At 67.5% G+C, this 15,409-nt stretch carries 16 protein-coding genes; 1 reads left to right on the top strand and 15 read right to left on the bottom strand.

What is annotated here, in order from left to right; all coding sequences use genetic code 11:
• Nucleotides 1-60: 60 nt before the first annotated feature.
• The 15 genes from B133_RS0105390 to infC all read right to left on the bottom strand — a co-directional run bounded on the left by B133_RS0105390 (nt 61) and on the right by infC (nt 14,714).
• Complete coding sequence (locus B133_RS0105390; RefSeq protein ID WP_018599701.1) at nt 61-1,260, bottom strand: argininosuccinate synthase; 1,200 nt, start codon at nt 1,258-1,260, stop codon at nt 61-63.
• A 23-nt stretch (nt 1,261-1,283) separates the two neighbouring features.
• The gene (locus B133_RS0105385) at nt 1,284-1,760 is read right to left on the bottom strand and encodes an arginine repressor (protein ID WP_018599700.1); all 477 of its coding nucleotides are present in this window, start codon (nt 1,758-1,760) and stop codon (nt 1,284-1,286) included.
• 7 nt (nt 1,761-1,767) lie between these two features.
• Nucleotides 1,768-2,700 (bottom strand): ornithine carbamoyltransferase, encoded by a 933-nt coding sequence (gene argF / locus B133_RS0105380; RefSeq protein WP_018599699.1) that lies wholly within the window; start codon nt 2,698-2,700, stop codon nt 1,768-1,770.
• Entirely contained in the window at nt 2,697-3,923 is a 1,227-nt protein-coding gene (locus B133_RS0105375; RefSeq protein ID WP_026256000.1) for an acetylornithine transaminase, read from the bottom strand. The genes argF and B133_RS0105375 overlap by 4 nt, the downstream gene beginning before the upstream one ends.
• Nucleotides 3,924-3,958: 35 nt before the next feature.
• Complete coding sequence (gene argB / locus B133_RS0105370) at nt 3,959-4,861, bottom strand: acetylglutamate kinase (RefSeq protein WP_018599697.1); 903 nt, start codon at nt 4,859-4,861, stop codon at nt 3,959-3,961.
• Nucleotides 4,858-6,102: a bifunctional glutamate N-acetyltransferase/amino-acid acetyltransferase ArgJ gene (argJ, locus tag B133_RS0105365; protein WP_018599696.1), complete on the bottom strand. Its 1,245-nt coding sequence runs from the start codon at nt 6,100-6,102 to the stop codon at nt 4,858-4,860. Before argJ ends, argB begins: the two co-directional genes overlap by 4 nt.
• Complete coding sequence (gene argC, locus B133_RS0105360) at nt 6,099-7,148, bottom strand: N-acetyl-gamma-glutamyl-phosphate reductase (protein ID WP_026255997.1); 1,050 nt, start codon at nt 7,146-7,148, stop codon at nt 6,099-6,101. Before argC ends, argJ begins: the two co-directional genes overlap by 4 nt.
• A gap of 180 nt (nt 7,149-7,328) precedes the next feature.
• Nucleotides 7,329-9,821 (bottom strand): phenylalanine--tRNA ligase subunit beta, encoded by a 2,493-nt coding sequence (pheT, locus tag B133_RS0105355; RefSeq protein ID WP_018599694.1) that lies wholly within the window; start codon nt 9,819-9,821, stop codon nt 7,329-7,331.
• On the bottom strand, nt 9,821-10,951 hold the full coding sequence (gene pheS / locus B133_RS0105350) for a phenylalanine--tRNA ligase subunit alpha (protein WP_026255996.1): 1,131 nt from the start codon (nt 10,949-10,951) through the stop codon (nt 9,821-9,823). Before pheS ends, pheT begins: the two co-directional genes overlap by 1 nt.
• A 96-nt stretch (nt 10,952-11,047) precedes the next feature.
• Nucleotides 11,048-11,962 carry an adenylate/guanylate cyclase domain-containing protein gene (locus tag B133_RS0105345; protein ID WP_018599692.1) on the bottom strand — a complete coding sequence of 305 codons (915 nt, stop codon included), beginning with the start codon at nt 11,960-11,962 and terminating at the stop codon, nt 11,048-11,050.
• Nucleotides 11,963-12,118: 156 nt separating this feature from the next.
• Nucleotides 12,119-12,568 (bottom strand): hemerythrin domain-containing protein, encoded by a 450-nt coding sequence (locus tag B133_RS0105340; RefSeq protein ID WP_018599691.1) that lies wholly within the window; start codon nt 12,566-12,568, stop codon nt 12,119-12,121.
• Nucleotides 12,569-12,690: 122 nt separating this feature from the next.
• Nucleotides 12,691-13,434, bottom strand: coding sequence for an RNA methyltransferase (locus tag B133_RS0105335; protein WP_018599690.1), 744 nt, complete (start codon nt 13,432-13,434; stop codon nt 12,691-12,693).
• A 23-nt stretch (nt 13,435-13,457) separates the two neighbouring features.
• Nucleotides 13,458-13,856: a 50S ribosomal protein L20 gene (rplT, locus tag B133_RS0105330; protein WP_018599689.1), complete on the bottom strand. Its 399-nt coding sequence runs from the start codon at nt 13,854-13,856 to the stop codon at nt 13,458-13,460.
• A gap of 40 nt (nt 13,857-13,896) precedes the next feature.
• A complete protein-coding gene (gene rpmI, locus B133_RS0105325) occupies nt 13,897-14,091 on the bottom strand; it encodes a 50S ribosomal protein L35 (protein WP_018599688.1) in 195 nt (64 codons plus the stop codon).
• 23 nt (nt 14,092-14,114) lie between these two features.
• The gene (infC, locus tag B133_RS0105320) at nt 14,115-14,714 is read right to left on the bottom strand and encodes a translation initiation factor IF-3 (RefSeq protein ID WP_232423349.1); all 600 of its coding nucleotides are present in this window, start codon (nt 14,712-14,714) and stop codon (nt 14,115-14,117) included.
• Nucleotides 14,715-14,969: 255 nt separating this feature from the next.
• On the opposite strand from infC, the gene B133_RS0105315 reads away from it, so the two are divergent.
• Nucleotides 14,970-15,356 (top strand): DUF1844 domain-containing protein, encoded by a 387-nt coding sequence (locus B133_RS0105315; RefSeq protein ID WP_018599686.1) that lies wholly within the window; start codon nt 14,970-14,972, stop codon nt 15,354-15,356.
• Nucleotides 15,357-15,409 lie beyond the last annotated feature (53 nt).

Here is a 15,409-nt window from a genome sequence, read left to right as displayed (position 1 = left end):
CGAGCAGACGCAAAAGTCCCCGACACGCCGAGGCTGGGGGACTTTTGCGTCTGCTCGGCATTAGATACCCAGGTCGCGCTTGGCCGAGATCTTCGAGCTGAGGCCGTGCACGTGCACGAAACCCTTGGCATTGGACTGGTCGAAGCTGTCGCCCTCGTCGTAGGTGGCGAGGCTGAAGTCGTAGAGCGACTCCGGGCTGCGGCGCCCGTTGACGGCGATGTGACCGCCGTGCAGCACCAGCCGGATCTCACCGGTCACGTGCTCTTGAGTGTGCGCGACGAACGACTCCAGGGCCCGCTTCAGCGGTGAGAACCACAGGCCGTCGTACACCAGCTCGCCCCACTTCTGGTCGGTGTGGCGCTTGAACCGGCCCAGTTCACGTTCGAGGGTGACGTGCTCGAGCTCGGTGTGCGCGGTGATGAGCACCATCGCGCCCGGGGCCTCGTAGACCTCGCGGCTCTTGATGCCGACCAGCCGGTCCTCCACCACGTCGAGGCGACCGACACCCTGGGCACCGGCGCGGCGGTTGAGTTCGACGATGGCCTCCAACACCGTGACCGGCCGTCCATCTATCGAGACCGGCACACCCTTGTCGAAACCGATGATGACCTCGTCGGGGGTGTTCCAGTGGACCGTGGGGTCCTCGGTGTAGTCGTAGACGTCCTTGGTGGGGGCGTTCCACAGGTGCTCAAGGAAGCCCGTCTCGACCGCACGGCCCCACACGTTCTGGTCGATGGAGAACGGCGAGCGCTTGGTGACGTTGATCGGGATGGCGTTCTCCTCGGCGAAGGCGATGGCCTTCTCCCGGGTCCAGGCGTAGTCACGCACCGGCGCCAGCACCTCAAGATCGGGTGCCATCGAGGCGAACCCGACCTCGAAGCGGACCTGATCGTTGCCCTTGCCGGTGCAGCCGTGGGCGACGATGCCGCCCTGGTGCTCACGTGCTGCGGCCACCAAGTGCTTGACGATCAGCGGCCGGCTGATCGCCGAGACCAGTGGGTAGCGGTCCATGTACAGCGCGTTGGACTGGACGGTGGGCAGGCAGTACTCGTTCGCGAACTCGTCGCGCGCGTCGACCACGATCGCCTCGACGGCGCCGCAGTCCAGCGCCCGCTGCCGCACAACCTCCATGTCCTCGCCACCCTGGCCGAGGTCGATAGCGACGGCGACAACCTCGCGGCCGGTTTCCTTACCGATCCAGCTGATCGCCACCGAGGTGTCGAGACCTCCGGAGTACGCCAGGATGACACGATCGGACATGAGCAATCTCCTTGTGTTGGGCTCTATTTCAGGTTTTCGAGGGTGGTGGCCAGCTCGGCGCCGGTCATCGGTTCGCGCGCCACCACCGCGATGGTGTCGTCACCGGCGATGGTGCCGACCACATAGGGCAGGGCAGCACGGTCGATGGCGCTGGCCAGGTAGTGCGCGGCCCCGGGCGGAGTGCGCAGCACGGCAAGGTTAGCGCTGGCATCGGTGGAAACCAGCAACTCCCCCATCAAACGGGTCAGCCGCTCGGTGCCGCCGGACACCCCACGCACCGGACTGCCGTCCTCCGGGACGATGTAGACCCCGACACCACCGTCGGCGCCGCGCAGTTTGACCGCACCGAGTTCCTCCAGGTCCCGCGACAGCGTGGCCTGGGTGACCTCGATGCCTTCGTCAGCCAGCAGCGTCGCCAACTCCGTCTGGCTGCTCACCGCGCGCGACGACAGCAGAGCGATGATGCGGGCCTGGCGGCCGACTCGGGTCGGAGAACTCATGGCGGCCTCAGGCGCGCGCCAGCAGCCAGGCCAGCAGCGCCTTCTGCGCGTGCAAGCGGTTCTCGGCCTCGTCGAACACCGCGCTCTGTGGGCCGTCGATCACCTCGTCGGTGATCTCGTGGCCGCGGTGCGCCGGAAGGCAGTGCAGCACAACAGCTTCGGAGTCAGCCAGCTTGAGCAGGTCAGCGTTGACCTGGAACGGGCGGAACGGCCGGACCCGGTCGAGACCGTCGTTCTCCTGGCCCATCGACGTCCAGGTATCGGTGACAATCACGTCGACGCCATCGACCGCGGCCCGCGGGTCATCGGTCAGGGACACCGACGCGCCGGTCTCCGCGGCGCGCTTGCGGGCCGCATCGACGAAGTGGGGGTCGGGCTCAAAACCGGTAGGCGCGGCGATGGTGACATGGATGCCCGCGGTCACTCCACCGAGCATGAGCGAGTGCGCCATGTTGTTGGCGCCGTCGCCCAGATACGTCAGCTTCAGCCCGTTAAGGCCGGTCAGCCCCCCCTTGCGTTCGGCCAGGGTCTGCAGGTCGGCCAGCACCTGACAGGGGTGGAACTCGTCGGAGAGCGCATTAACGATCGGCACGGTCGACCCCGACGCCATAGCGGTCAGGCGTTCCTGGGCGAAGGTCCGCCACACGATGGCGTCGACGTAACGGGACAGCACCGCACCGGTGTCCTCCAGCGTCTCCTCGCGGCCCAGCTGCGTGCTGCGACCGTCGACGACGACAGCGTGCCCACCGAGCTGGGCAATGCCGATCTCGAAGGAGAACCGGGTGCGGGTCGAGTTCTTCTCGAAGATGACGGCGACGCCGCGCGGACCCTCCAGCGGGCGATGGGAGAACGGCGCCTTCTTGAGCTCGGCGGCCAGCGCAAGCACCTCGGCCTGTTCGTCGGGCGTCAGGTCGTCGTCACGCAGGAAATGTCTGGTCATTGTGCTGCCTTGTCGAGGACCGCGGGGAGCGCGGTGAGGAACTGGTTGATCTGCTCTTCGGTGATGATCAGCGGCGGAGCCAGCCGGATGACATCCGCGGCGGCCGCGTTGACCAGGAAGCCGGCGTCGCGCGCGGTGGACTCGACAGCCTTGGCACTGGGTGCGGTCAGCACGATGCCCTGCAGCAGGCCCTTGCCGCGGACGTGGTCGACGAGCGGATGACCCAGCTCCTCGATGCCGTGGCTGATGGTCTTGCCGAGCACACCGGCGTGGGCGATCAGATCCCCATCGGCCAGAGCACGGAGCACTCCCAGCGCTGCCGCGGTGCACACCGGATTGCCGCCGAACGTGCTGCCGTGCAGACCAGGTGTCAGCAGATCTCCCGCGGCGCCGACGGCCAGGCACGCGCCGATCGGCAATCCGCCGCCCAGCCCCTTGGCCAAGGTCACCACGTCGGGGGTGATGCCGTCGTGCTGATGGGCGAAGAAGGCGCCGGTGCGGCCAACGCCGGTCTGCACCTCGTCGAGCACCAGCAGCGCACCGTGTTTCGCGGTGATCTCGCGCGCGGCGGCCAGATAGCCGGCCGGTGGGACGACGACCCCACCCTCTCCCATGATCGGTTCGAGGAACACCGCAGCCGTAGTGTCGTCAACCACGGCGGCGAGCGCATCGACATCGCCGTAGGGCACGTGAGTGACGTTGCCCGGCAACGGTTCGAACGGCGCCTGTTTGGTGGGCTGACCCGTCAGCGCCAGCGAGCCCATCGTGCGGCCGTGGAACGCGCCTTGCGCAGCAACGATGTTCGTCTTCCCGGTGAGCCGGGTGATCTTGAACGCTACCTCGTTGGCCTCGGTGCCGGAGTTGCAGAAGAACACCCGCGCCGAAACTCCCCCCGTCGCTTCACTCGCCCCAGGTGAAGTCTCCCCCGTCGCTTCGCTCGCCCCAGTCGTTCCGAGATGTCCCACGAGCGCCTCGGCCAACGCGATACCGGGTTCGGTGGCGTAGAGATTCGACGTGTGCCCGAGAGTCTCGAGCTGAGTGGTGACAGCCTCGATGACCGCCGGATGGCGGTGTCCGAGCAGGTTGACCGCAATGCCACCGAGCAGATCGAGGTACTGCTTGCCATCGGCATCGGTGACCACGGCGCCATCACCACTGACCAGGGCCAGCGGCGGGGTGCCGTAGTTGTTCATCATCACCGCTTCCCAGCGGTCCTGCATCATCTTCCCCCGGTCGCTTCGCTCCTGCCCCTTGGATGTCATTGCTTGACCACCTTGGTCCCGGTCCCTTCGTCGGTGAACAGTTCGACCAGCACGCAGTGTTCGACGCGACCGTCGATCACGTGGGCGCTGGGCACGCCGCCGGCCACTGCCCGCAGGCAGGCCTCGATCTTGGGCACCATGCCGGATTCCAGGCGCGGCAGCAGCGCGGTGAGTGTGGCAGTGTCGATTTCACTGACCAGCGAATCGCGGTCGGGCCAATCGGTGTACAGCCCTTCGACATCGGTGAGCATCAAGAGTTTCTCCGCGCCCAGCGCCTCGGCCAGAGCGGCCGCAGCGGTGTCGGCGTTGATGTTGTGCACCACACCGTCGGCATCGGGGGCGATGGTCGAAACCACCGGAATCCGGCCGGCCGCAATGAGATCCAGCAGTGAACCCGCGTTGACGTGTTCGACATCGCCGACCAGACCGATGTCGGTCGCCACGCCGTCGACATTGACACTGCGTCGCACGGCGGTGAACAGTTGCGCGTCCTCGCCGGTGACCCCGACCGCGTACGGGCCGTGCGCGTTGATCAGGTTGACCAGTTCCCGGCCCACCTGCCCGAACAGCACCATGCGTGCCACATCGAGCACCTCGGGCGTGGTCACCCGGAAACCACCCTTGAAATCACCTGCGATGCCGAGCTTCTTGAGCATGGCACTGATCTGCGGGCCACCGCCGTGCACCACCACAGGGTGGATGCCACAGTTGCGCAGAAACACCATGTCGGCGGCGAACGCAGCCTTGAGGGTCTCGTCGGTCATGGCGTTGCCGCCGTACTTGACGACGACGATCTTGCCGTGCAGCTGCTTGAGCCACGGCAACGCCGCGGCAAGAATCGCGGCCTTGGTGGGAGTTCCTATCGAATGCTCTTCGCGCAAGCGCTCATCGGATGTCATGAGCTGTAGGCCGAATTCTCTTCGACGTAGGCATGGGAGAGGTCGGTGGTCCTGATGAATGCCGACGCCGCACCCACCGCGAGGTCGACGACGACGGCGATGTCCTCCCCGGACAGATCCACGTCGCGCGCACCCGGTGCACCGGTACCGTCGATACAGACCGGAGATCCGTTGAACGACACGCTGATCCGCTGCGGATCCAGGGTCACCGGGGCGACGCCGACGGCGGCCAGCACCCGGCCCCAGTTCGGATCCGAGCCGAACAGTGCAGTCTTGACCAAGCTGTCGCGCGCGACGGCCCTGGCCGCCACGACGGCCTCCTGCTCGCTGACCGCACCGGTGACGGTGATGACGACGCGCTTGGTGACGCCTTCGGCATCGGCCTGCAGCTGTGTGCACAGGTCGTCACACACCCGCAGCACCGCGTCGTCCAGATCGGCCTGGCTGGGCCGGATCTCACTGGCACCGGAGGCCAGCAGCAGCACAGTGTCGTTGGTGGAGCAGCTGCCGTCCACATCGAGCCGGTCGAAGGTCAGCGCGGCAGCCCGGCGCAATGCCACGTCCAGCGCCTCTGGCTCGGCCATAGCATCGGTAGTGAGGACCACCAGCATCGTGGCCAGCGACGGCGCCATCATCCCGGCGCCCTTGGCCATCCCACCGAGGACCCAGTTCTTCCCCGACGCCACCGAATGGTGCAGCGCAACCTGTTTGGGCACGGTGTCCGTGGTCATGATGGCCCGGGCGGCCTCCTCGCCGCCGGACAGGCCCCCGGCCAGTTCGTGCACGATCTCAGTCACGCCGGCCAGCACCTTATCCATCGGCAACCGGTCCCCGATCAGGCCTGTGGAACACACCGCGACCTCGATGGCACCGGTCTCGGTGCCCCAGTCGCTCAGTGCCGCGGCCACACTCTCAGCGGTGGCGTGGGTGTCCTGGAAGCCAAGTGCACCTGTGCAGGCGTTGGCCCCACCGGAGTTGAGGATGACGGCGCGCAGCCGGCCCGTGGTCAGCACCTGCTGCGACCACTGCACCGGGGCGGCCTTGATCTGGTTGCTGGTGAACACACCCGCGGCTGCGTAATCCGGGCCCTCGTTGAATACCAGCGCGAGGTCCGGCGCACCCGAAGCCTTGATCCCCGCAGCGATGCCGGCGGCGCGGAAACCGGCCGCCGCGGTGACGCCCTGGGAACGAACCAGTTTGGTTTCGGTCGTCTTACTGTCGGCTGACTGCGCAGAACTCACGGTGCCACTCCCACGATCGATAGTCCTTCGGTCTCCGGCCAACCCAGCGCCAGGTTCATCGACTGCACCGCGGCGCCACCGGTGCCCTTGGTCAGGTTGTCGATGGCGGCGATGGCCACGAGGGTCTGCGCCTCGGCGTCCACGGCCACCGCGAGCTGGGCCGCGTTGCTGCCGATCACCGATCCGGTTTTGGGCAGCTGTCCCTCGGGCAGCAGATGGATGAAGGGCTCTGCATCGTAAGCCTTTTCGTATGCAGCCCGAATTTCCGAGGACGATGCCGTGGTCCGTGCGGTGCAAGTGGCCAAGATGCCCCGGGCAGTCGGAATCAGCACAGGGGTGAACGAGACGGTGACGGCCCTGTTGGTGACTGCCTGCAACCCCTGCGCGATCTCCGGGGTGTGCCGGTGCTTGCCGGCGATGTTGTAAGCCCGCGCCGATCCGATGATCTCGGAACCGAGCAGGTCGACCTTGGCGGACTTGCCTGCCCCCGAGGCGCCGCTGACCGCGACGACCGTCACTGCCGGATCGACCAGATCGGCTGCGACCGCAGGCAGCAACGCCAGCAGCGCTGCGGTCGGATAGCAGCCGGGCACCGCGACACGCTTGGTGCCCCGCAGCTTCTCGCGCGCACCGGGCAGTTCGGGCAGACCGTAGGGCCAGCTGCCGGCGTGGGTCGAACCGTAGAACTTCTCCCAGTCGGCGGCGTTGGTGAGGCGGAAATCCGCTCCGCAGTCGATGATCAGCGTGTCGGGACCGAGCTGTTCGGCCAGGGCAGCCGAATGCCCGTGCGGCAGACCGAGAAACACCACGTCGTGACCGGCCAGGACATCGGCGTCGGTCGTTTCGAGCACCCGCGACGCCAACGGCAGCAGGTGCGGGTGGTGTTCGGCCAACGTGGTGCCGGCGCTTGCCGCGGCAGTCAGCGCACCGATGGTCAATCGCCCGTCGGCGTACGCGGGATGGCCGAGGAGTAATCGGAGGATCTCGCCACCGGCATAACCGCTGGCGCCTGCCACCGCTACAGACGTCATGCAGCGATTCTGCATTGTTATGCAGTCAGACGCAAACCCATTAAACGCCGGCCCCGCGAGCGTGCGGGTCTGCACCTCAACACACCGGCACCCGCCGACCATATGCGCACGTTCGCGACGGTTCGAGCGCGCGCACCGTCGACACTTTCCACGGCAGACCCGCACGTTCGCGGTGCTGGATCAGCCGGTGCTGGATCAGCCGCGCAGAACGGCGCCGACCCGCTCGGCCGCGGCGGCCACCGCGGCGTCGCGCGCGGTGCTGGCCTCGTCCTCGGTGAGTGTCCGATCGGCGGCGCGGAACCGCAGCGCCAGGGTCAGCGACTTGCGCCCCTCGCCGATCTGCGGGCCCGTGTACACGTCGAACAGCTTGACGTCTTCGAGCAGCTCACCGGCACCGTCGCGAACAGCGGCCACCACCGCGGCCGCGCCGATCTCGTCGTCAACGGTCACGCTGATGTCCTGGAACACCGCGGGGAACGGTGACACCCGCGGCGCGGGCAGCGTCTCGACAATCGGCACGGCATCGAGATTCAACTCGACCGCGCAGGTGCCCTTGGGCAACCCGGTCCGCTCGATGACCGCGGGATGCAACTGACCGGCGTGGCCGACGACAGTTTCTTGTCCTGGGGCGCCGATCAGCACCTCGGCGCAGCGACCGGGATGCCATGGCAGATCCTGCGCGGCACGCAGGGTGAACTCCACGCCGGCGGCCCGGCCGATCACCCGCACCGCCTCGAAGGCGTCGGCGGCCTCGGCCTGCCGGCCGGGACCCCACGGACCTGCAGGCTCGCGCAGACCGGCCAACACAATGGCGACGTGCTGAGGCTGGTGCGGCAACGAGGCGTCGAGCCCCGCGATCTCCTCGTCGGTGGGCCTGCGGTCGGTCGGGATGCGCTCGACGGCACGGGTCTGCTCGGTAGGTTCCACCACCTGTGCGATGGCGAACAGTGCCACGTCGGGTGTACCACGGGATACGTTGCGTCCCAACGCCTCGAGCAACCCGGGCAGCAGGGTGGTGGCCAGCTGCGGCCGGTCGGCTTCCAGCGGGTTGAGCACCTTGGTGGTGTTGCGCCGGGGATCGTCGGCCGCCAGCCCCCAGGCGTCGAAGATCCCCGCCGGCAGAAACGGCGTCGGCAAAATCTCGACGAATCCGGCCAGTGCCAACGATTTTCCGATCGCGCGGCGCCGCTTCTGAACGGCGGTGAGCCCGCGTCCGGCCGGCGCCGTCGGCAGCACCGAAGGGATCTGCTCCAGCCCTTCGAGCCGCAGTACCTCTTCCACCAGGTCAGCGCGCTGGCGCAGGTCCGGGCGCCAGCTCGGCGGGGTGACAGTGAGCGGTCCGGACCCGGTCACCGCAGCGCCGATCTGGGTGAGCCGCCGAGCCGCCGTGCCCGCGGCGTACTCGACACCGGCGGTACGGTCGGGCAGATCTGCGGCGATCTCGATGGCGGGCTGCAACCAGTCGGTGCGACCTTCCTCGCGCCAATCGGTCAGGGTCGGTTCCACCGTGCCGCCGGCGATCTCGGCCAGCAGCGCCGCGCAACGATCAAGAGCCGCAACGGAGATTGCGGGGTCGACGGAACGTTCGTAGCGCCGGCCCGCCTCGCTGGCCAGGTGCAGACGCCGCTGTGTGCGGGACACCGCGGCCGGGTCCCACACCGCGGCCTCGAGCAGCACGTCGGTGGTCGAGTCGCGCACCTCGGTGGTGCCCGCGCCCATGACGCCGCCGATGGCAGCGGTCGCGACGTCGTCGACGATGAGCACGTCGGCCGAGTTCAGGGTGCGCTCCACGTCGTCGAGTGTCACGACCTTCTCGCCGTCGCGGGCGAAGCGCACGTCGAAACCGCCGGTAATCAGGCTGCGATCGTGGGCGTGCATCGGATGGCCGAGTTCGAGCATGACGTAGTTGGTCACGTCGACCGCCGGCGAAATAGCGCGGATGCCGCTCAGCAGCAGACGACGCTGCAGCCACCACGGCGATACCGCGGCCGGGTCGATACCCGTCACCGGTCGCAGGCCGAACCGCTGCACGCCGGTGCCCGGCTGCACGGTCAGGGGCCACGCCTCACCTTCGGCGGGCAGCGGCGTCACATCGGCCGGGTCGACATAGTCCAAGTCGTAGGCGCAGGCGATCTCGCGGGCCAGGCCGCGCACCGACAGGCAGTAACCGCGGTCCGGGGTGATCGCCAGGTGAAACACCACGTCATCCAGGCCGAGGAGCTCTGCCGCAGGAGTGCCCGGTTCGGCGGTGCCGGGCGGCAGCACGATGATGCCGTTGTGATCGGTGCCGAGGTTCAGCTCGGATGCCGAGCAGATCATGCCGTCCGACGTGCGCCCGTAGGTCTTGCGCTTGGCGATCGTGAAGTCGCCGGGCAGCGTAGTCCCCGGCAGTGCCACGACCACCAGATCGCCGACGGCGAAGTTCCTTGCCCCACACACAATGTCGCGGGGTTCGGCTTCGCCCACGTCGACCGTGCAGGCTCGGATCGGCTTCTTGAACTCGGTCAACTCCTCGATGGAAGCGACGCGGCCGACGGTCAGCGGACCGTTCACGGGCCCGGTCGGGATGATCTCCTCGACCTCGTGACCGATGCGAATGAACGCCTGCTCGAGCTCGTCGACTGACACGTCCCAACCCGGCGCGCCGGCGCGGACCGTGTCACGCAGCCAGCTATACGGAATACGCATCAGGCGCCCACCCCGAACGGCAGCGAGAAGCGTACGTCGCCCTCGACCATGTCACGCATGTCCGGAATCCCATTGCGGAACTGCAGGGTTCGCTCCAATCCCATGCCGAAGGCGAATCCGGAGTAGACCTCCGGGTCGATACCGCAGGCGCGCAACACATTCGGATTGACCATGCCGCAGCCGCCCCATTCCACCCAGCCCGGTCCGCCCTTCTTGTCGGGGAACCAGATGTCCACCTCGGCCGACGGCTCGGTGAACGGGAAGAAGTGTGGGCGGAACCGGGTGCGGCCCTCCGGGCCGAACTGGGCCCGGGCGAATGCGTCCAGGGTGCCGCGCAGATGGGCCATGGTCAGGCCCTTGTCCACCGCCAGACCCTCGACCTGATGGAACACCGGCGTGTGTGTCGAGTCGAGTTCGTCGGTGCGGAAGGTCCGCCCGATCGAGACGATGTAGACCGGCAGTTCGCGTTCCAGCAGGGCCCGGATCTGCACGGGTGAGGTGTGGGTTCGCAGCACCTGCCGGGAGCCGACCTGGGCGAGCGAAGCGACGGGAGAGGATGCCTGGGCGAGCGAAGCGACGGGAGAGGATGCCGGGGCGATCTGGAAGGTGTCCTGCTCACTGCGTGCAGGGTGGTCCGGCGGGAAGTTCAGCGCGTCGAAGTTGAACTGCTCGGTCTCGACCTCGGGGCCTTCGGCCAGTTCCCAGCCCATGGCGACGAACGTGTCGGCGACATTCTCGGCCAGGATCGTGATCGGATGCCGGGCGCCCACAGGCTGCCGCGTCGACGGCAGCGTGACGTCGACGCGTTCGGCGACCAGAACGGCGGCGTCACGCTCGGCGCGCAACACGGCCAACCGCTCGTCGTAGGCGCGTTGGGCGTCACCCCGGGCAACGTTGACGCGTTTGCCGGCGTCGGCCCGGTCCTCCTTGGGCAGGGTGGCCAGCGCCTGGCGGGCCAGCGCGATCGGCGCCCGATCCCCCAGGTGCTCGGTCTTGGCGCGCGCGAGCGCCTCGAGGTCACCGGACAGCTCGAATGCATGCCGGGCCGCGCTCACGGCTTTGGTCAGGGCTTCTTCCGAGAGATCACTGGCCTGCTCAGCGCCTGATTCTCCTCCTCGCGTGCGAGACACCCGGCGATCATAGGCGATGGCCTCACCGCACCTCGAATGCGTTTCCCACGGGCTGCCCGTCACGCCTCGATCCGGCGCCGCATGATCACTGGTATGTCATCCTCCCGGCACGCCCTGATCGTCGGGTCCGTCAACGGGCGCCTGCCGAGGTAGCCGCACCCGATAAATCACCAGATCGTCGGGCACCCCGTCCGGCCGAGATGAAAAGACCTGCCATCGTTGCCGTTTAACGGTCACACCCTGTGCGCTGAACTCGTCAGCATGGATCAGGTCGAGCGTGGTGTTCGACAGCATCAGGCCGCCCTTGGTGGCACGCTCCATGACCCGCGCCGTGACGTTGACGTCCACGCCGAGCCAGTCCGAACCGATGCGTTGCGGCCGGCCCGTGTGTATGCCGACCCGCATCCTCGGTGTATAGCCGTCCACCTCAACCGAATTCAGCGCGTCGAGGGCCGTGATCACCGCGCGCAGCGCGACGACCGGGTCGGAGAACACCGCCATCATCCCGTCACCCATGCGCTTGACGATGTGACCACCGGCCTCCAGCAATGGCGGTTCCACCACCTGGGCCACTCTGCGCAACAGTCGCAGCGTCGCGTCGTCACCGGCGCGCAGCGACCACGATGAGAACCCAACGAGATCGGTGAAGACAAGGGTCACCTCGGGGTTTGCCGGGGTCCCCGACACCCGCTCGGTCAGCGCCTGCCACACCTGCAACGCGCCCAGGCTCATCTCACGGGAGGCGGCCTCGCGATCCAGGAAGCGGTCGGCGACCCGGGCCGCGGCGCGCGGCCCGCCCTCACCCGATGCCGACAGCGGGTCACCGAAGTCGGGGTCGCCGGGCAGGGCCCGGCGGACCCGTCGAACCAATGCGACCAGCGCAGGGCTGTGGTTGGTCCGTTGCAACCAGCTCAGCGGGCCGGACAGATCCAGAACCGGTCCGGACCGATCCGGCACCTGATCGATTTCCCCGTTGCGGCCGGATCGTTCATCGAACGATTCGCCATCCACAGCGCAAGGGTATGTGGCACTCGCACAGACCGGCAATCGCACGGCGCGCGGGTTTGCTCACACTGCCCTCCCGGCCCCAAAACCGCCCTGGTCACACCCGTGCGACAGTTCTCGTTGTCGGTGCTGCGGACCGGCCCAGCGTCGCACCACTGCGACTTAGGAGCGGCCGTCGAGCATGGGTCGGCCGGGGTGCGCATCCTGCCACCCGGCGATGGCGGCGTCCCAATCCTCGCCGTCCAGTGTGGTCAACGACGCCGGGAACAGGCCATCCTCTTCCTTGGCGATGTGCTCGAAAAGGTCCTCCACGGCGACCCGGACACGGTGCTGATCTTCGGGGTCGGCCACGTCGACGGTATCGAGCAGGGCATCCAGTTCCCGGTGTTCGGCCACCAGCGGCTCGATGTGCTGCGCATACAACTCCTCGCGGCGCATCACGGCGAACAGGCCGTTCTCCTCCCCGCGCCAATGAGTCCGCAACTCGGCGGCCATCGCCGCCAGGCGCTCACGCGCCACATCGAGTTCGCCGTGGTCCAGGGCCCGCACCGCTTCGCCGCCGTGGTCGAGCGCCCGCTCATGTTCAGCGATGTAATCCCGCAGCAACGGCATATCCCGACATCCGCAGTACTGGCACACGGCGCACCTCCCAAGAGCATCGTGACACATCGTCTCCAGCGGCCACTTGCGATACGCAAATCGCGAAACACCGTGCGATAAGTGGCCATTCAGCGCTACGAGCGGCCTGCCCGTGCACTCTGATAGAGGCAGATCGAGGCGGCCGAGGCGATGTTGAGGCTTTCGGCGTTGCCGGGCATCGGGATGCGTACGCGATGATCGGCCATGGCAGCCAACGCCGTTGGCAGGCCATGCGCCTCGGGTCCGAACAGCCAGGCGGTCGGTGCGGCCAATTCGACGGTATCGAGACTGACTTCACCGTCGACCGTGGTGGCCAGCACCTGTAGGCCCGCGTCACGCAACCGCGCCACAGTTGCGGTCTCATCGGACTCGCTGAGCACGGGAATGGAGAAGATGCTGCCTGCCGACGCGCGCAGGCACTTGCCGTTGTAGGGGTCGACGGCGTTGCCTGCCAGCACCACCGCGTCGGCACCCATCGCGTCGGCAACCCGGATCAGGGTGCCTGCGTTGCCCGGCTCGGAAAGCTGCACAGCCACGGCGATCAGCCGGGGTGAGGCCGCGAGCACATCATCGAGCGAGACTTCTGGCAGCTGGCACACCGCCACCAACCCGACCGGTGTGACGGTGTCCGACAACGTCTTTGCCGCACGCTCGGTGACGAGCTGAACGGGCGCGTCGGCCAGCATCGCACCGAAGCGGTCCAGAGCGGGCTCGGTCACGAACACCTCGGAAACAAGTCCACGCCGCAACGCCGCCTCGACGAGATTGGGTCCCTCGGCAAGGAAGCGTGCGGCGCGGCGGCGCCCAGTGTGGCGGTGCAGCTTTGCCGCTGCACTCACCCGGGCAGAACGCTCGGTGAGAGTCAGGCGGCCTCGTCAGCGGTCGTCGACGGCGAATTCACATCGCTGGGCAGAGCGGCCTTGGCCACCTCGACCAGCGCGGTGAACGCAGCCGGGTCGCTCACGGCGATCTCGGCGAGGTTCTTGCGGTCCACCTCGACGCCGGCGGCCTTGAGGCCCTGGATCAGGCGGTTGTAGGTCATGTCGTTGGCGCGGGCCGCGGCGTTGATCCGGGAGATCCACAGCTTGCGGAAATCGCCCTTGCGGGCGCGACGGTCCCGGTAGGCGTAGGTCAGCGAATGCAGCTGCTGCTCTTTGGCTTTGCGGTACAGGCGGGACCGCTGGCCGCGGTAGCCCTTGGAGGCCTTGAGGACTGTGCGCCGCTTCTTCTGGGCGTTGAGTGCGCGCTTCACGCGTGCCATGGGGTGTTCCTATTCTCGATCGGTACGGGTGAGGGCAGTCTTAGCCGTTGAGCAGCTTGTTGATCCGGCCGGCGTCGTTGCCGGCCACGACGGTACGACCGTCGAGCCGGCGGGTGCGCTTGCTCGGCTTGTGCTCGAGCAAGTGGCGCCGGTTGGCCTTCTGCCGCACGATCTTGCCGGTGCCGGTCTTGCGGAACCGCTTGGAGGCACCGCTATGAGTCTTCGCCTTGGGCATGAGTCCTCAGTTCTGTGTTGGATCTAGCTCGGTGAAACGTCTGGTTCTTCGGGTGCGGCCTGCTGCCCGCCAGGGCGCTCGGCCTGCTCCGCTGCCTTGGCGCGAGTCTTCGCGCCGCGGTGCGGGGCCAGCACCATCGTCATGTTGCGGCCGTCCTGTTTGGCGGACGTCTCGACGAAGCCGTACTCGGCAACATCGGCGCCCAGCCGCTGCAGAAGGCGGTATCCGAGTTCGGGCCGTGACTGCTCACGGCCGCGGAACATGATGGTCACCTTGACCTTCGACCCGGCTTCGAGGAAGCGGACCACGTGGCCCTTCTTCGTCTCGTAGTCGTGATCGTCGATCTTGGGACGCAGCTTCTGTTCCTTGACGACGGTCTGCTGCTGGTTCTTGCGAGACTCGCGCTCCTTCAGAGCCGTCTCGTACTTGTACTTGCCGTAGTCCATGATCTTGCAGACCGGCGGTCTGGCGTTCGGGGCTACTTCCACAAGGTCGAGATCGGCATCCGCGGCGACGCGGAGGGCGTCTTCGATGCGTACGATGCCTACCTGCTCACCACCTGGTCCAATCAGGCGGACTTCGGGTACGCGGATGCGCTCGTTGACGCGGGTCTCAGTGCTGATGGGGCCTCCTATGTTGTCCACTTCAGGAGCCCACGCCATCAGCGCTCTAAGAGCGAGGGCCCTGCTCACGGCAGGGCCCATACCGACCGGTCACGGCTCGTCGCCGCCCATGCCCCAAAATACTGGAGCACAGAACCGGCATCCTGAGATGCTGGTGACCGGACCGTTGTACCGGTGGGGCCAACGGTGGGAGTGGGACTCCACTTACTGTCCCTGGCATACGCCGGGACGGTCGCGCATGACACTCTACCAGGTATGACCGATCCGACTGTAAGGCCCGACGCACCCAGCGAGCAGGGCTCAGGCGATCTGAACGGCTCCGCCGTTCGTGACCTGGCAGAGATCCCCGCGGTGGAGGTGATCACCCGTGCGGCGGTGATGTTGATGAGCGCCGCGGCCGAGAAGATCGGGCTGTCCGCTCCCGATCCGAACGACAGCCCCTATCGGGATCTCGACGAGGCGCGCCGGCTCATCACCGCACTGGCCGGTCTGGTGACGGCATCGGCAGAGTACCTCGGGCCGCACGCCGGGCCCGTGCGCGATGGGCTCAAGAGCCTGCAATTGGCTTTCCGCGAAGCCAGCGCCGCGCCGGATGAACCAGGTAAAGGCCCGGGCGAGAAGTACACGGGTCCGGTCTGGTGAATGACGGCGCCGGCCCTGCGCGTTCGGTGTTCCACCGATTTGCCAAGTTGACC

The organism is Mycobacterium sp. 155, from assembly GCF_000373905.1.
GTDB lineage: Bacteria > Actinomycetota > Actinomycetes > Mycobacteriales > Mycobacteriaceae > Mycobacterium.
This window is presented reverse-complemented; position numbering and strand designations above follow the sequence as displayed.